The organism is uncultured Sneathiella sp., from assembly GCF_963973085.1.
Taxonomy (GTDB): Bacteria; Pseudomonadota; Alphaproteobacteria; order Sneathiellales; family Sneathiellaceae; genus Sneathiella.
This window is the reverse complement of the sequence record NZ_CAXAXA010000001.1, coordinates 331,031-348,163: the sequence shown is the minus strand read 5'-3', so window position 1 is coordinate 348,163 and position 17,133 is coordinate 331,031. Positions and strand designations below refer to the sequence as shown.

Below are 17,133 nucleotides of genomic sequence, written 5' to 3'. Positions count from 1 at the left end.
AAGATTAGGCAGGGAATCGAATTATAGAAGGAAGATAGACTTGTATAACCGATACTCAGCACGGCCGAAATCGGCAGAGATTGGCGTTCACGCCGTGCCCGCAAACGCAAACAGCGCGCGGAAATATGGCGTTCTCATTATTTCAACCCTGACGGTGTTTACCTTGATGGCGTTCATGGCGGTCAGTGCAAAAGCGCGCTCCGTGCCCGATAGCTTCGCCGATCTTGTGGAAAAACTGTCCCCAGCTGTTGTTAATATTTCAACGACCCAGACCGTGAAGGCGCCCAGTGGTAGCCTCCCGCAGTTGCCGAAAGGCCATCCGTTCGAGGATTTCTTCAAGGAATTCGGCAATCGTGATAACGGCCAGGAGCGCGAACGCAAGGCGACATCGCTCGGGTCCGGTTTCGTCATTGACGCAGATGGCGGCTATGTCATTACCAACAACCATGTGATCGATGGCGCCGACGAGATCAAGGTGATCTTCAAGGACGGCGAGGATCTCCCAGCGACGCTGGTGGGAACAGACCCGAAGACCGACCTTGCCGTTTTGAAAATCGATCCGACGGCGCGTCCGCTCATTGATGTGGACTGGGGCGACAGTGACAAATCCCGCGTTGGGGACTGGGTTCTTGCCATTGGTAATCCGTATGGGCTTGGCGGCACGGTAACGGCCGGTATTATCTCGGCGCGCGGGCGTGACATCCGTTCCGGACCCTATGACGACTATATCCAGACGGATGCCTCCATCAACAAGGGGAATTCCGGTGGTCCGCTGTTTAATAAGGACGGTAAGGTCATCGGCATTAACACAGCGATCTTTTCGCAGTCCGGCGGTAGCATCGGGATCGGCTTTGCGGTTCCCTCCGAGCTTGCGGTGCCGGTGATCGCACAGTTGATTGAGTTCGGCAAGACCAGCCGTGGCTGGCTCGGTGTGGTGATCCAGCCGGTCACCGAGGAAATTGCCGAAGGGCTTGATCTCAGCGATACCGATGGTGTGCTTGTCGCCGGTGTGCCCGAAGATGGGCCGGCGTTCAAATCCGGTATCAAGGCCGGGGACGTGATCCTGAAGTTCAACGGTGAGGAAGTCACCGAACCACGGGAACTCTCGCGTTTGGTCGCGGAAACGAAAGTCGGTTCCGAAGTCTCTGTCGAGTTGTGGCGCAGCGGCAAGACTATGAATTTAGACGTTGTCCTTGGCGAGCTTGAGAAGGCGGAAACCGCCATGGCCGGATCGTCTTCGTCAGAGCAGTCCGGCAGCGATAAAAGCGTCGATCTGCTCGGCATGGAGCTTTCTGGCATCAATGACGCCGCGCGGGAGCAGTTCAGCATCGGTGCAGATGTCGAGGGTGTTGTCGTGACCAATGTCGATCCTGACTCGGAAGCCGCCGAGAAGGGCATTCGCGCCGGTGATGTTGTGGCGGAAGCGCAGCTTGAGCCGGTCACGACACCGGAGCAGATGAAGGAACGGATTGCCGAAATCCAGGAGACGGACAAGAAATCTGTCCTGCTGCTCCTGAAGCGCGGCGATAATTCACGCTTTATCGCCCTGAAGCTGAACAAGGAAAGCTAGGCGAGAGAGTTACCCTTTGAAACGAATGGCGCCCCTCCGATGAGGCGGCGCCATTTTTTATGCGGTGACGAAATCGCTGTCGCGATATCCCTGATAATAGAGCAGGGTGGTCAGATCGCCGAAGCGAATGGCCGCGTCGGCCGCCGCGATGGCCGCCTGCTTGGCGTGATAGGCAACGCCGAGGCCCGCCGCCTCGATCATCGGGATGTCATTTGCCCCGTCGCCAATAGCCAGTGTTTCAGCGCGGTCGATATTCTTCTTTGTCATCAGCTGTTTCAACGTGGCAAGCTTCGCGCTGGAGTTCAGGATCGGTTCTGCCGCGATGCCGGTCAGGCTCCCGTTCTCGAACAATAGCTCGTTGCTCATATCCATATGAAAGCCGACCTGATCGCGCACCCGGTTGGTGAAAAAAGTGAAACCACCTGAGACAAGCGCCGTATAGACGCCGTTCGCCCGCATCGTCTGAACCAGGGTCCAGGCGCCCGGGGTGAGCCGGACCCGTTCGTCAAATACCTGTTGCAGAACCGGTTCGCGCAAGCCTTTCAGCATGGCGACGCGGGCGCGAAAGGCGTCGTTGAAATCGAGTTCCCCGTTCATCGCCTGCTCGGTAATGGCGGATACTTCTTTGCGAAACCCGGCAAAATCCGCAAGCTCGTCAATGCATTCGACGGTAATCATGGTGCTGTCCATATCGGCGAGGAACAGCTTCTTTTTCCGGTGCGCGGTTGGCTGCAGGCAATAGTCGATCATGTCGAGGAGGCCGGAAGCGGAGAGGCGGGCCTCGGCCTCCTCAAGCCACGGGCCGGTGAAGGCAATGTCCACCGCGCGATCCTCCGAAAGCCAGTCGGGTTCTGCGCAGGCCGCGCCCGCTTCGGTGAGTTCCCGAGCGGCGGCCTCAGCTATGTTGCGAATTGACGCGCCCGCTGTATGATCAGTGACAAGTGTAAGAACAGAAGTTTGAGCCATGGTAATCGACAGATATTCCCAAAATGGATAAAGACCAGCCGCAAACCCACCGCCAGAATGGTTGTATCCTGCTCGCGGGACCGACCGCCAGCGGCAAATCCGCTTTGGCCATTGCCATAGCAGAGGAATTTGACGGTGTCATCATCAATGCGGACAGCATGCAGGTTTATGACGGCCTGCGTGTCCTGACCGCCCGGCCGAGCGCGGCGGAGGAAGCGAGCGCCCCGCACCGGCTTTATGGCGTGCTCGATCCCGCGGATTACTGCAATGCGGCGCGCTGGCGCGATATGGCGCTGAAGGAGATCGAGGCGGCGCGGGCTGCCGGAAAGCTGCCGATCCTTGTCGGGGGCACCGGCCTGTATTTTGATATCCTGACCAAAGGCATTGCGGAGGTTCCCGACATCTCCGAGGAGGTAAGGGGCCGCCTTCGCGATCTTCACAAGACTGAGGGGAACGCGGTCATTCATGCGCGGCTGCGCGAGAAAGACCCGGAAATGGCAGCCCGGCTTAATGAGGGTGACAGCCAGCGACTTCTCCGGGCGCTGGAGGTGGTGGAGGAAACCGGCATTACATTGGGCGAGTGGCAGAAGAAAGCCCCAACCGGGGATATACTTGAAGGGCCGCGTCTTTGGCTGGCGCTGACGCCGGAACGGGACTGGTTGTACGCCCGCTGTGATAAACGGCTGGACTGGATGATCGACAGGGGCGGGGCGCTCGCCGAGGTGGCGGGTTTCATGGCGCGCCGGCTCGATCCGTCGCTTCCGGCGATGAAGGCGCTTGGCGTGCCGGAGTTGATGGCGGTGCTGAAAGGCGAGATGGCTCAGGACGCGGCGCGGGAGCGGGTAAAAATGCTCACCCGCCGCTATGCAAAACGGCAATTGACCTGGGTCCGGAATAAGATGTGCGAAGCAAATCGCTCTTCTGCGCAAGATTTGGAAAGTTTAAAGGCCGAATTCTTTCCATTTATTCGTCGATTTTTGTTGACGGAGGCCAATTGAAGGTCTAGTTTCTCCCGAATTGGCGGCTTTCCGAAAGGTGAGCCTGTTTTTGACCGCCCGGTATCGTGCCGGGCGTCTTTTTTCTATTGAACTTTTTAAGACAAAAGCCGAACGCAGAATTAGGATAGTGACGATGGCGAACCAGGAACTGACAGGAGCGGGAATAGTAATCAAGGCGCTGAAGGATCAGGGTGTCGAGGTGATTTTCGGGTATCCTGGGGGCGCCGTGCTACCGCTCTATGACGAGCTGTTCAAGCAGAACAGTATCCGTCATATCCTCGTCCGTCAGGAAGGCGGCGCGGTTCATGCGGCGGAAGGCTATGCCCGTTCCACCGGTAAGCCGGGCGTCGTTCTCGTGACCTCCGGTCCCGGCGCGACCAATGCGGTCACCGGCCTCGCCGATGCACTGATGGACAGTATTCCGATTATCTGCCTGACCGGGCAGGTGGCGACCCATATGATCGGCAATGACGCCTTTCAGGAGGCGGACACGGTCGGTATTACCCGCCCGGTGACAAAGCATAACTATCTGGTGAAAGACGCAAACGATCTCGCCCGCGTCATGCATGAGGCCTTCTTCGTGGCGACCAATGGCCGTCCGGGCCCGATCGTTGTCGATCTGCCGAAGGACGTGCAGCTGGCGACGGGTACTTACGTGCCACCGTCGATGGTCAAGCACAAAAGCTATAAGCCGCAGATCAAGGGCGACCTCAAGGCCATCAAGGCGGCGGTCAAGCTGATCTCGAACGCGAAAAGGCCGGTTTTCTATACCGGCGGCGGTGTCATCAATTCCGGCCCCAAGGCCTCGAAGCTGTTGACGCAGCTTGTCCGGCTGACCGGCCATCCGATCACCAACACCCTGATGGGCCTCGGCGCCTATCCGGCGAGCGACAAGCAGTTTCTCGGTATGCTGGGGATGCACGGCACTTATGAGGCGAACCATGCCATGCATGACTGCGATGTATTGGTCTGTATCGGCGCCCGCTTCGATGACCGGATTACCGGGCGTCTCGATGCCTTCTCGCCGAAATCAAAGAAAATTCACGTCGATATAGATCCATCCTCGATCAACAAGAACGTGGCTGTCGATATCCCGATTGTCGGAGATGTCGCCCATGTCCTGGAAGACATGATCAAGGTCTGGAAATCGGAAGTACACAAGCCTGAAGTGGCGTCGCAGAAGAAATGGTGGGCGCAGATTGAGAGTTGGCGGTCAAAAGACTGCCTGAAGTTCGAGCAGAAGGGCAAGGCTATCAAGCCGCAATATGCCCTGCAACGGCTGAATGAACTGACGAAAGGCATGGATCGCTATTTCACCACGGAAGTGGGGCAGCACCAGATGTGGGCGGCGCAGTATCTTCAGTTTGAGGAGCCGAACCGCTGGATGACCTCGGGTGGGCTGGGCACCATGGGCTATGGCCTGCCGGCGGCGATGGGCGTGCAGATCGCCCATCCGGATGCGCTGGTTGTCGATGTCGCGGGCGAAGCCTCGACCATGATGAATATCCAGGAACTTTCCACCATCCTGCAATACCGCCTGCCGGTGAAGGTGTTCATCCTCAATAACGAGTATATGGGCATGGTCCGCCAGTGGCAGGAACTGTTGCATGGCGGGCGCTATTCGGAGAGCTATATGGAAAGCCTGCCCGATTTCGTGAAACTGGCGGAGGCATTCGGCTCCACCGGCTTGCGCTGCACCGATCCGGACAAGGTCGATGACTGCATCAAGGAAATGATCTCCATCAAGGGCCCGGTCGTTGTCGATATGATTATCGACAAGACGGAAAATGTCTTCCCCATGGTACCCTCGGGCGCCGCGCATAACGAGATGCTGCTGGGGGACGAAACGGACGATGGGGGTCCGAAAGTCACGTCGGATGGACTGTCGCTGGTATAATCGACCCCTATTTCCTTCGAAAAGCTATGGATTAAACGCTAATGCTGGTTTAAAAGAGACCGCGCTTGCAAAGGATATGTCTGGACAATGACTGAAAATACCGAAATTTTCCGCCATACCATCTCTGTTCTCGTCGATAACGAGTTCGGTGTGCTGGCACGCGTGGTCGGGCTCTTCTCCGGTCGCGGATATAACATTGAAAGCCTGACCGTGGCCAAGGTCGACGAATCCGAAAATCTTTCGCGGATCACGATTGTCACCACGGGAACGGCCATGGTGATCGAGCAGATCAAGGCGCAGCTGGGTCGGCTGGTACCCGTTCACAAGATCGCCGATCTCACCATTGATGGGCCGAGTGTCGAGCGGGAGATGGCACTGGTGAAGGTTATCAGCAAGGGTGAGAAGCGGGTGGAGGCCCTTCGTATGGCGGATATCTTCCGCGCCCGCCCCGTTGATACAACAGAGGATTCCTTTGTTTTTGAGGTGACGGGCGTGCCGGAGAAGGTGAAGGCCTTCATCGGGTTGATGGAGCCGCTGGGCAAGGCGGAAGTCTGCCGGACAGGTCTCGTCGCGGTGCATCGTGGCACGGACGTGATCTGAGGCTAAAAACGTAATTACAATATTTGAATGGACGAAAAGTTTTAATCGAGAAGGAACGATAGGATGCGCGTATACTACGACAGCGACGCCGATGTAAATCTGATCAAGGGCAAGAAAGTTGTCATCGTCGGCTATGGTAGCCAGGGCCATGCCCATGCCAACAACCTGAAGGATTCCGGCGTCAAGGACGTGGCCGTCGCGCTGCGAGAAGGCTCTTCCTCAGCGAAGAAGGCCGAAGAAGCAGGCCTTAAGGTTATGACCCCTGCGGACGCAGCGGCCTGGGGCGATGTGATCATGATGCTGACCCCGGACGAGCTGCAGGCGGACATCTATGAAGAAGAGTTGGCGCCGAACATGAAGGAAGGCGCGGCACTTGTCTTCGCGCATGGCCTGAATGTGCATTTCAATCTGATCGTTCCGCGCGCCGACATGGATGTGTTCATGATCGCGCCAAAGGGTCCCGGACACACGGTTCGCTCCGAATATCAGCGCGGCGGCGGCGTGCCTTGCCTTGTGGCCGTGCATCAGGATGCCTCGGGCAACGCGCTTGATCTCGGGCTTTCCTACGCTTCCGCCATCGGCGGCGGCCGTGCGGGCATCATTGAGACCAGCTTCAAGGAAGAATGCGAAACCGATCTCTTCGGGGAGCAGGCCGTTCTTTGCGGTGGCCTCGTGGAGTTGATCCGCGCCGGGTTCGAAACATTGGTTGAAGGCGGCTATGCGCCGGAGATGGCCTATTTCGAATGCCTGCATGAAGTGAAGCTGATTGTCGACCTGATCTATGAAGGCGGTATCGCAAACATGAACTACTCCATTTCCAACACGGCGGAGTATGGCGAGTACGTTACCGGTCCGCGGATCGTGACGTCGGAGACCAAGGCGGAAATGAAGCGGGTTCTGGACGATATCCAGACCGGTAAATTTACGCGCGACTGGATGCTGGAGAACAAGGCGCGTCAAACGAGCTTCAAGGCAATCCGTGCCCGCAACGATGCGCACCAGATCGAGGAAGTCGGTGAAAAACTTCGCGCCATGATGCCCTGGATCGCGGCTGGTCGTCTTGTGGACAAATCCAAGAACTAGGGCTTGCCGTAAAGCCAGACTGTGATAAAAAGCCGACCACTGCGTCGGCTTTTTTTATGCCGGGCGTTTGGGGCTCTCTTATATATTAGAGAAAAATATTCGATTGATCCTCGTAATTTATGGTTAATCCTGTTTGCGTATTTCCCCCATCTGCTTTACAAATCAATTGCCTGCACGCGGGGGGAAATCGTATTTATCAACTGATGGTGGGAAATTATTAACTATCTTCTGCAATAACTGCTAAATGCTGCTCAGGCATGTCTCGACAGATATCTCCGGCAGCACAAATACGCGGATGTTGGCGTGGGTAGGCAAGGGTGAATTTTGAACCGGTCTGCGACAAAAACTGGAAGTCAGGTGCGCGTTCTAACGTAATTGCGGGGCCCGGGGCCGGGTCCCATTTTTGGGTATATGAGGCAGCTTAATGTTAAACGGATTACTCGGCTGGATGTCAGCCGATATGGCCATCGACCTTGGAACCGCAAACACGCTGGTTTATGTCAAGGGCCGCGGTATCGTCCTGAATGAGCCATCGGTTGTGGCGATCCTGCATAACAAGGGCAAGAAACAGGTTCTGGCCGTTGGCGACGAAGCGAAGATGATGCTGGGCCGAACTCCGGGCAATATCGAAGCCATTCGCCCCTTACGTGATGGTGTTATCGCTGATTTTGAGATTGCCGAGGAAATGATCCGGCATTTTATCCACAAAGTTCATAACCGGCGCAGCTTTGCCCGCCCGTTGATTATTATCTGCGTGCCGTCGGGTTCCACCGCTGTTGAGCGGAAAGCGATTAAGGAGGCGGCGGAAAATGCTGGTGCCCGTCAGGCGATCCTCATCGATGAGCCAATGGCCGCAGCAATCGGCGCAGGACTTCCCGTAACGGAGCCCACTGGCTCCATGGTCGTTGATATCGGCGGCGGCACGACAGAGGTTGCGGTTCTCTCGCTTGGCGGGATTGTTTATGCAAAAAGTATTCGCGTGGGCGGCGACAAGATGGATGAGGCGATTATCGCCTATATCCGTCGCAATCATAATCTGCTGGTCGGCGAAAGCTCGGCGGAGCGGATCAAAAAACTAATCGGCTCAGCCTGCGCGCCGGAAGATGGCGAAGGCGAGACCATGGAAATCCGTGGTCGCGACCTCATGAACGGCGTGCCAAAAGAACTGATTATCAGCCAGCGACAGATTGCCGAAAGCCTCGCGGAGCCTGTCGGGGCAATTATTGAGGCGGTGAAAGTCGCCCTTGAACATACGGCGCCGGAACTGGCAGCGGATATTGTCGACAAGGGCATTGTGCTCACCGGAGGCGGGGCGCTGCTCGGGAATTTCGATCATGTCCTGCGGCAGGCGACAGGCCTGCCGGTCTCCATCGCCGAGGAGCCGCTTTCCTGCGTCGCCATCGGCACAGGCCGCGCGCTGGAGGAGATCAAGACTTTGCGCCATGTTCTGAGTGGAGAAAACTGAGCGCCACAGTGAATATTGGTAAAACCGGGGTGTAACTAGATGGCTCCAAGGCAGAGCTCGGTATTTAAACTGACCTGGCCGCTGAAGACAATTCTTCAGCGTTCTGCCTTTCTTGCGCTTATTTCGCTGGCCATTGCACTTCTGTTCCTCGGCAAGGCGAATATTGGTGTTGTCGAGCGGATGCGGACAGCAACAACGGACATCGTCGCCCCGATCCTCGCCACCATATCCCAGCCCGTTGATGCCTTTCATCAGGCCGTTGGCCGGGTGCAGAAGCTGACCAGCCTGATTGAGGAAAACGAGCGACTGCGCGAGGAAAATGCAAGACTTCTCAAATGGCAGGCCGTCGGCCGCACACTGGAACAGGAGAACGAGAATTTCCGCCAACTCCTGAATGCCCTTTCCGATCCCCTTGTCTTGCCGATCACGGCGCGGGTGGTCGGCGATAATGGCGGGCCGTTCGTGCGCACGCTGCTGCTCAATGCAGGTCGCCGCGATGGTGTCCGGGTCGGGCAGGCGGTGGTCGCACCGCTCGGTCTCGTTGGCCGTATCGCCGAGGTGGGGGAACGCTCCGCCCGTGTCCTGCTGCTGACCGACCTTAACTCCCGCATTCCCGTGGTGATGGAGAAATCCCGTCACAAGGGTATCCTGCTGGGAGATAACTCCACATCCCCGATCCTTGATTTCCTGCCGACGACTGCAACCGTGTCGCCGGGGGACCGGATCGTGACCTCCGGCGATGGCGGAATGTTGCCTGCCGGACGACCCATTGGCATTGTCTCCTCGGTCACGGATCGGCGTATCCGGGTAAAGGCCTTTGCCGACTGGACCCGTCTGGAATATGTCAGCGTGCTGCGCTATGATCTGCCGGGAATGAGTAGCCCGGATGAAAACCCGGGTGATCTTGGCGAAAGCAGATTGGATGCAAAGTGAGCCCGACACTCGCCTATCAGTTTAACCGTTTCCTTCGAGGCAGCGTGCCGTTTGCCCTGACGGTGTTGCTGGCGATGATGAGTGTCGTGCCGATCGGGATCAGCGGCTATGCCAATGTTACTCCGGCCTTCGTGGCCATTTCCGTGTTTTACTGGAGCATTCACCGGCCCTATCTGATGAACGCACCGCTGTGCTTTCTGCTCGGCGTTATCTCCGATTGCCTGACGGGAACACCGCTTGGTCTGTCGTCGCTCCTGCTGCTGTTGACCCATGGCATTGCGCTCTCGCAGCGGCGGATTTTTATCGGGAAATCCTTCTTTCTCACCTGGTTCGGCTATCTGCTGATCGGCTTTATCATCGCGATTCTGAGCTGGGTCATCGCCTGTCTCTATTCGCTGGCCTATGTGCCGATTGCACCCATTCTCGCGCAATACGGCCTGTCGCTGCTGGTGTTTCCATTCTTTGCCTGGCTGTTCGGTCTGCTGCAGAACAACCTGTTGAGGCTGACCTGATGGCGAAGGACCAGCATAAGGAAAAAGGCAGGGTTTTCTCCCGCCGGGCGCTAATGATGGCAGGCGGGCAGGCCGTGTTGATGTCAGCGCTGGCCGGACGGCTCTATTACCTTCAGGTTATTCACTCGGATGAATATTCGATGATGGCCGACGAAAACCGGATGAATCTCCGGCTGCTCCCACCGCTTCGGGGACGGATCGTCGATCGTTTCGGCACCGAGATCGCCAGTAACCGCCACAACTACCGCGTTATCCTGATCCCTGAGCAGACGGCAAGTATTGAGGCAACGCTGGATGCGCTTGGACACTTTGTGCCGCCTGAATCGATTGATCGCGAACGGGTGCTGAAAGACGCGAAGCGCAAGCGCAGTTTCGTTCCCATTCCCGTCGTTGATAACCTGACATGGGACCAGTTCGCCCGCATCAATGTCAATGCACCGGACCTGCCGGGAATTCAGGTGGACGTCGGCTCGACCCGCGATTATCCCTATGCCAAGCTGTTCGCCCATATCGTCGGCTATGTCGGCGCCGTTTCGGAGAAGGACCTGCAGAATCAGGAATATGACCCGCTTTTGGAATTGCCTGAATTCCGCATTGGCAAGAGTGGGGTCGAAAAATATTACGATCGGACTTTGCGCGGCAAGGCGGGCCTCAGCCGGCTGGAGGCAAATGCCTATGGCCGCGTCATCCGCGAGCTCAACCGCGAGGAAGGCATCCCCGGCAACGATGCGGTGCTGACCATCGACAAGCAGCTTCAGGAATTCGCCGTCCGCCGCATGGGAGAGGAAAGCGCCGCCGCCGTCGTGATCGACATTCATTCGGGCGATATTCTCTCGATGGTGTCAGTGCCATCTTTCGATCCCAATAACTTCGCCAGCGGTATCAGCTCCGCCGACTGGAAGGAGCTGGTGGAAAACCCGAAGCGACCGCTCGGCAACAAGGCCATCGCCGGACAATATCCGCCCGGCTCGACCTTCAAGATGATTGTCGCCCTCGCGGCGCTGGAGGCGGGGGTGATCACATCCGGACATGAGGTGTTCTGTGGCGGCCATACGCAACTTGGCAAGCATCGCTTTCACTGCTGGAAACGGGGCGGGCATGGCAAGCTGAAACTGGAAGATGCGATTTCCCAATCCTGCGACATCTATTTTTATGACATCGCCCGCAAGGTCGGCGTCGACAAGATTGCCGAGATGGCCCACCGTTTCGGCCTTGGCGAAAAACTCGGCATCGACATACTGGGCGAGCGCGCGGGCCTGATCCCGACAAAAGCCTGGAAACAGGCGGTGCAGGGCGTTTCCTGGCAGCTTGGTGAAACCTATAACACAGGGATCGGGCAGGGCTATGTGCTGACGACGCCATTGCAGCTTGCTGTGATGACGGCGCGCCTCGCCAATGGCGGCAAGAAGGTGAACCCGCGGCTTGTTCGCTCGGTCACCGGCCAAACCCTGGAAGGCGCCGTTCTGCCCCCTGTGGACGACGAGGCGGCCAACCGGGATATCGGCGTCAGCCAGAGCGCCCTTAAAACCGTTCTGAGCGGAATGAACAAGGTAGTGAACGGCCCACGAGGCTCGGCCCGCGCCGCAAAAATTCAGGTAGAGGGCTGGGAAATGGCGGGTAAGACCGGCACCGCCCAGGTCCGCCGCATCTCGCGCAAGGAACGCATCGAGGGTGTGCGCAAATCGGACGAGAAACCGTGGGAGGAACGCGACCACGCGCTCTTCGTCGGTTTTGCGCCCTATGATGATCCGCGCTATGCCGTCTCGGTCATTGTCGAGCATGGCGGCAGCGGGTCCGGCGCCGCCGCGCCGATTGCCCGCGATTTATTACAGGAAACGCTACGTCTCGATCCGTTGCGCCGGCCCAGCTATGACATCGCCATCCGCCGTCCGGCAGGAGGGGGGGATGTATAGGGAGCTGGGGCAGAAAAATGTCACTATTCCGCTTACCCGCAAGATCTGGGATATCAACTGGGGCTTTGTGCTGCTGATTTGCGCGACCGCGTCGGTCGGCTTCCTGATGCTCTATTCCGCGGCTAATGGCAATCTGGAGCCCTGGGCGTCACGCCAGATGATGCGTTTCGGGGCAGGCCTGATCCTGATGTTCATGGTGGCGCTGGTCGATATCCGCATCTGGCTCAATCTCGCCTATCCTGCCTATTTCGTCGCGCTGGTGCTGCTCGGCGCGGTCGAGGTGATGGGCGATATCGGCATGGGTGCGCGGCGCTGGATCGACCTCGGGCCGTTCCAGCTGCAACCCTCCGAAGTGATGAAGATTGCCCTGATACTGGCCCTTGCGCGCTATTTCCATAATATCGGACTGGAGGATGTCCGGCGTATCCGCTGGCTGGTGCCGCCGCTTTTGATGGTGCTTGTACCGGCGGCACTGGTCCTGCGTCAGCCGGACCTCGGCACGGCGCTCATGCTGATTGCCGGGGCGGGGATTGTCTTCTTTGTCGCCGGTGTGCGGCTCTGGAAATTTGCGCTTGTCGTCGGCACGGCCATTCCGGCCGGGTTCTTCGCCTTTCAGTTCTTGCATGAATATCAGCAAAAGCGCGTGCTCACCTTCCTCAATCCGGAGAATGACCCTTTGGGTGCGGGCTATCACATCCTGCAATCGAAGATCGCGCTCGGTTCCGGCGGGGTGTTCGGCAAGGGATTGTTGCAGGGGACGCAAAGCCATCTCAATTACCTGCCCGAGATGCGAACCGACTTCATCTTCAGCATGCTGGCGGAGGAGTTTGGCATGGTCGGCGGGCTGTTGCTGTTCGCGCTCTATATCCTGCTGATCGCCTATGGCTACGCCATCGCCTACCGCTCCCGCAATCATTTTGGCAAGCTGCTGGCCATCGGCATGACAGGCATCTTCTTCCTCTATATCTTCATCAATGTTGCCATGGTCATGGGGATGGTGCCGGTGGTCGGCGTGCCGCTGCCGCTGATCTCCTATGGCGGAACGGCGATGCTGACCCTGATGATCGGCTTCGGCCTGATCATGAGTGTTTATATCCACCGCGATATCGATATCCCCGGCAAGCGCTAGCCCTTTTCACGTCTGAACACACTATCCGGACGTTCCCGGGTCTGCCGCATTGTGGCGAAATAGACCCGCAAGGGTGGAATGAATTCCGCCTTTTTCCTTATTTGCGCCTTTCTTAGACCACAAATCCGGCCGAGGCTGGCCTCGTAAACACAACATAATTTCGTTTTGCCGGCTTGCCGGGTAACTATTTTATCACAGGAGATTAGCATGCGTGTACGCAATCCATTCCTCGACCCCCGTTCGAATTCCCGTGATCGGGATGATCGTTCTTCCCGCAATGAAGACCGCCGTCGTGATCCCGCAAATGAGAATGACCGCCGTGATGATGAGCCGCGCGGCTCCCGGAATCGCGACCGTGATCGCGATCGGGACGACCGGCAACCGCGGGAGGATGACCTGCTCGATATCCCCGCACGTCCGGTTGATGGCACCGGCACGATTGAGGGCAATCCCGACTGGGGCGCCGCCGGTCAGACGCTGCTCCGGCTGGGAGAGGCGAATTATGCCGACGGCATTTCCGGGATGAATGACGATCTGCCGGGCGCCCGGGATGTCAGCAATGCCATCGCCGCGCAAACAGAAGATGAGCCAAATTCCTTCGGCGTCAGTGATCTGTTCTATGTCTGGGGCCAGTTTCTCGATCATGATATCGACCTGACCCTCTCCGGCGGCGATCCCGCGCCGATCGATATCCCGGAGGATGATGAATGGTTCAACCCCGATGCCGATATGGCCTTCACCCGCGCCGTCCCGGTGGAGGGAACGGGCGTCGACAGCCCGGCCCAGTATGCCAACGGCATCACGGCGTTTATTGACGGATCCATGGTCTATGGATCGGATGTGGAGACAGCGGCGGCGATCCGCACTGATGAGGGTAAGCTGCTCCTCGACGAAAGTGGTTTGGTCACCTTTGATGACGAGGGCAACATCCTCGCGGGGGATATCCGCGGCGCCGAGAATGCCGGACTCTATTCAATGCAGAGTTTGTTTGCACGCGAGCATAACCGTTGGGTCGATGAACTCTCGGACCGGAATCCCGACTGGACAGAGGATGAGCTGTTCGATGCGGCGCGCGTCCGGGTCGAAGCGGAAATCCAGGCGATTACCTATAATGAATATCTTCCCCTGCTGATCGGCGAGGACGCCATTCCTGCCTATGATGGGTATGATGCCAGCGTCAATCCCGGCATCACCGCCGAATTTTCCACGGCGGCCTATCGCTTTGGCCATAGTCTCGTCTCGGCGGCGACAGCACGGCTGGAGGAAAACGGGGACAGCATTGAAGCAGGTGTTTTGTCGCTCCGCGATGCCTTCTTCAACCCGGCCGCTGTGGCGGAAAACGGCGGAATAGAGCCGCTTTTGCGTGGCCTTGCTGATGGTGTCGCGCAGGAGCTTGACCCCGAGATCGTCGATGAGCTCCGCAACTTCCTGTTCAGCCAAAATGGGGATGTCGGACTTGATCTGGCGGCGCTCAATATACAGCGTGGCCGTGATCTGGGCTTGCCGACCTATAATGACTTGCGCGAAGCTGTCGGCCTTGAAAGAGCCTTGGATTTTTTCGACGTTACTTCCGATGCGGCCCTCGCCGAAGCTCTCGCCAGTGTCTATGATAGTGTGGATGATATCGATGCCTGGGTTGGCGGGTTGTCAGAGGACCCCTCCGGCGGCGGCATGCTGGGCGAGCTGTTCGCGACCATCGTCACCGACCAGTTTATCCGCCTTCGCGACGGCGATCCCTTTTGGAGCGAGAATTCCGACCTGCCTCAAAAGGAAATTGATGCGCTCCGGGATACGAGCCTCGCCGATATTATCGAGCGGAACAGCGATATCGACGCGATTCAGGACAATGTCATGCTCGCCCACGACCGCATTGGTGGGGACGAAAGCGAGAATTTCCTCGAAGGCGGAGAGGAGAGTGACCTGCTCCTTGGCTTTGATGGCGATGATACGCTTATCGGCGGCTCCGGCAATGACCAGCTTGAAGGCGGCAAGGGCGACGACCTCTTCGTGTTTGACAATCTCTTCGGGGAGGATTTGATCAAGGATTTCAACGACCGTCAGGATACCCTTGATCTCACACTGCTGGAATTCGCCTCGATCGACGATGTGACCGATGCGGCGACACAGGCAGGTAAGGATGTGGTGATCGATTTCGGCGCCGACGGTATCCTCACGCTGGAGGATATGCGCCTTCGCGATATCGACTCAGATAACGTCCTGATCTGATCTAGCGGATGGGTTCGCGGCTGTCCATGAGAAGGAAAATATCCTGTTCGTCGAAGCCGCGGACCTGCTGCTTGCCCCGATATTCGAAACGGAAAGAATCCCTCAGCACGTCATAGATCGGGGCATTCGTCGTGATCTCCATCGCTTCCGAGAGGTCCTGCAGACGCGAGGCGAGGTTCACGGCAGGCCCGAAAATGTCATAGACATATTTCTGGATGCCGACGACGGAGCCGACCACAGGACCGCTGATAATCCCGATACGACAGCGCCACTGGTTCGGATGTCCCTCATTCCGCCGCTCCAGATAACGGATGAAGCGGATCGCGGCATTGGCGACGGCGCGGGCATGGTCCGGGGTGGGGTCGGGCAGGCCGGCAACCGTGATATAGGCATCGCCCATGGTCTTGATCCGCTCGCAGCCATATTGCTCTCCGATGCGGTCGAAGGCGCTGTAGATGTCATTCAGCTCGCTCACCGTCACCGCCGGATCGGCGGAGGCCGCCATCTGGGTAAATCCGACGAAATCGAGCATCAGGACGGAAACAGGATCATAGAGCTTCGGAATAACCACGCCGAAGGTCTTGAACTCCTCATAGACCGAGCGAGGCATCATGTTGAGCAGGAGTTTCTCCACCTGCTCCTTCTCGCGGTTGATCTCACGGGTATTGCGCTCGACCATCTGGGAGTAGCTGTCGATCATCGATTCCAGCTCGCGGATACGGGAAATATTCTGGCAGACCAGGATGATCATGCCGCCGGCATTTTCCTCCGACAGGGTGAAATCCGCGGCATATATCCGTTCGCGCCGTCGGGCCTTTCGCCGGATCTCAACGGTGAAACGCCCGTTCTCCTGCAATTGCGACATGAGGTCATTTATGTCGAGGTCAGGAAACAGGGCATCAAGATGGGTCTGTTGTGCCTCCTCATTGAACCATTCCTGGAAGGTCTCATTACGAAAAATAAAACGTTGATCTTCCACCACGAGGACCGCAACGCCAACACCTATTGCGCGTAGAAGCTGCTCATTGATGGCCTCAATTGACATTGTGGCTGACAATGACCGATCTCCTCTGCTCAAGAGCCTCATTCACGAGAGCCAGATCTCCGGCACTGAAGCCGTGTCTTTTAAGGGTTGCACCCAGGGTTTCCAGGACTTCGTCGAAATGCTTGTTATTGAGTTCCAGCCGTTCATGTAACCTTTTCAACTGCTCATCCGTATAGGATGCCGGCCCGCCCAGAAGGGACGCAATGAATTTCGTCTGGTGATCGATCAACCGGGGCATGTCGACATCGTCGAAGAACGGGCCAACCTCATCGCTGTCGAGCAGGACATCGTAGAAATCGAGAACAATTTTACTGACGGCGGAGAAGCCGCCATATTTTTCAAAAAGGGTTTGCTTGGCCATTTTCGAGTTCCCGTGGTGGTCGGCATTTGAGTTGAGGCACAAGTCGTTGAAGACGTTATGATAAAGGCGGGAAAAACCGTTGTCGAGTGTTTAGTGCCTGTCTCACCTCTTGTCGGGCGGGAATTCCTGTGGTAAACAATCGCTCCCGGCGCGGAGCGATGTGGTTTTCAGGCTCCGGGAACACCAATCGAAGGGCCGTCTGCCGTTCGAAAAACCGCGATAATGAATGCTTATTGTGGGCGCTTAGCTCAGTTGGTAGAGCAGCTGACTCTTAATCAGCGGGTCGTGGGTTCGAATCCCCCAGCGCCCACCAAATTTTTCAATGGCTTGCCGTTTTTCCGGTGAGCCATTTGGATTTTGCGGGTATTCATTCCGGGCGATTTTAAAATAGTATCCTGTTACCCGAAGTATCAACAGTCGGTGGCCTGAAAGGAT

Annotated in this window: 14 protein-coding genes and 1 tRNA gene; 12 read left to right on the top strand and 3 right to left on the bottom strand. The window is 57.3% G+C overall.

Annotated elements, in window-relative coordinates; genetic code table 11:
• The first annotated feature begins 40 nt into the window (after positions 1 to 40).
• Positions 41 to 1,570 (top strand): DegQ family serine endoprotease, encoded by a 1,530-nt coding sequence (locus AACZ19_RS01600; protein ID WP_339630495.1) that lies wholly within the window; start codon positions 41 to 43, stop codon positions 1,568 to 1,570.
• Between the two features lie 57 nt (positions 1,571 to 1,627).
• Here the strand turns inward: AACZ19_RS01600 and serB are convergent, their stop codons facing one another.
• The gene (serB, locus tag AACZ19_RS01595; RefSeq protein WP_339630494.1) at positions 1,628 to 2,536 is read right to left on the bottom strand and encodes a phosphoserine phosphatase SerB; all 909 of its coding nucleotides are present in this window, start codon (positions 2,534 to 2,536) and stop codon (positions 1,628 to 1,630) included.
• A 23-nt stretch (positions 2,537 to 2,559) separates the two neighbouring features.
• Here serB and miaA point away from each other — a divergent pair, with 23 nt between their 5' ends.
• The 10 genes from miaA to AACZ19_RS01545 all read left to right on the top strand — a co-directional run bounded on the left by miaA (position 2,560) and on the right by AACZ19_RS01545 (position 15,292).
• Positions 2,560 to 3,534: a tRNA (adenosine(37)-N6)-dimethylallyltransferase MiaA gene (gene miaA / locus AACZ19_RS01590; protein WP_339630492.1), complete on the top strand. Its 975-nt coding sequence runs from the start codon at positions 2,560 to 2,562 to the stop codon at positions 3,532 to 3,534.
• A gap of 133 nt (positions 3,535 to 3,667) precedes the next feature.
• Positions 3,668 to 5,431 (top strand): acetolactate synthase 3 large subunit, encoded by a 1,764-nt coding sequence (locus AACZ19_RS01585; RefSeq protein WP_339630490.1) that lies wholly within the window; start codon positions 3,668 to 3,670, stop codon positions 5,429 to 5,431.
• Positions 5,432 to 5,518: 87 nt separating this feature from the next.
• Complete coding sequence (ilvN, locus tag AACZ19_RS01580) at positions 5,519 to 6,031, top strand: acetolactate synthase small subunit (RefSeq protein ID WP_339630489.1); 513 nt, start codon at positions 5,519 to 5,521, stop codon at positions 6,029 to 6,031.
• A gap of 63 nt (positions 6,032 to 6,094) precedes the next feature.
• Positions 6,095 to 7,114, top strand: a complete 1,020-nt coding sequence (ilvC, locus tag AACZ19_RS01575) for a ketol-acid reductoisomerase (RefSeq protein ID WP_339630487.1) — start codon at positions 6,095 to 6,097, stop codon at positions 7,112 to 7,114.
• A gap of 424 nt (positions 7,115 to 7,538) precedes the next feature.
• Positions 7,539 to 8,579, top strand: coding sequence for a rod shape-determining protein (locus AACZ19_RS01570; RefSeq protein WP_339630485.1), 1,041 nt, complete (start codon positions 7,539 to 7,541; stop codon positions 8,577 to 8,579).
• Positions 8,580 to 8,618: 39 nt separating this feature from the next.
• Positions 8,619 to 9,512: a rod shape-determining protein MreC gene (mreC, locus tag AACZ19_RS01565; protein ID WP_339630484.1), complete on the top strand. Its 894-nt coding sequence runs from the start codon at positions 8,619 to 8,621 to the stop codon at positions 9,510 to 9,512.
• Positions 9,509 to 10,024, top strand: a complete 516-nt coding sequence (gene mreD, locus AACZ19_RS01560; RefSeq protein WP_339630482.1) for a rod shape-determining protein MreD — start codon at positions 9,509 to 9,511, stop codon at positions 10,022 to 10,024. The genes mreC and mreD overlap by 4 nt, the downstream gene beginning before the upstream one ends.
• A complete protein-coding gene (gene mrdA / locus AACZ19_RS01555; protein WP_339630481.1) occupies positions 10,024 to 11,937 on the top strand; it encodes a penicillin-binding protein 2 in 1,914 nt (637 codons plus the stop codon). Before mreD ends, mrdA begins: the two co-directional genes overlap by 1 nt.
• Positions 11,930 to 13,066 carry a rod shape-determining protein RodA gene (gene rodA / locus AACZ19_RS01550; RefSeq protein ID WP_339630479.1) on the top strand — a complete coding sequence of 379 codons (1,137 nt, stop codon included), beginning with the start codon at positions 11,930 to 11,932 and terminating at the stop codon, positions 13,064 to 13,066. Before mrdA ends, rodA begins: the two co-directional genes overlap by 8 nt.
• A gap of 207 nt (positions 13,067 to 13,273) precedes the next feature.
• A complete protein-coding gene (locus AACZ19_RS01545; RefSeq protein WP_339630477.1) occupies positions 13,274 to 15,292 on the top strand; it encodes a peroxidase family protein in 2,019 nt (672 codons plus the stop codon).
• Position 15,293: 1 nt separating this feature from the next.
• Here AACZ19_RS01545 and AACZ19_RS01540 read toward each other — a convergent pair whose 3' ends face one another.
• Both AACZ19_RS01540 and AACZ19_RS01535 read right to left on the bottom strand, forming a co-directional pair.
• The gene (locus tag AACZ19_RS01540; protein ID WP_339630476.1) at positions 15,294 to 16,349 is read right to left on the bottom strand and encodes an adenylate/guanylate cyclase domain-containing protein; all 1,056 of its coding nucleotides are present in this window, start codon (positions 16,347 to 16,349) and stop codon (positions 15,294 to 15,296) included.
• Positions 16,327 to 16,698 carry a group 1 truncated hemoglobin gene (locus AACZ19_RS01535; protein WP_339630475.1) on the bottom strand — a complete coding sequence of 124 codons (372 nt, stop codon included), beginning with the start codon at positions 16,696 to 16,698 and terminating at the stop codon, positions 16,327 to 16,329. The genes AACZ19_RS01540 and AACZ19_RS01535 overlap by 23 nt, the downstream gene beginning before the upstream one ends.
• Before the next feature lie 237 nt (positions 16,699 to 16,935).
• Here AACZ19_RS01535 and AACZ19_RS01530 point away from each other — a divergent pair.
• Positions 16,936 to 17,011, top strand: a tRNA-Lys gene (locus AACZ19_RS01530).
• Positions 17,012 to 17,133: the final 122 nt, after the last annotated feature.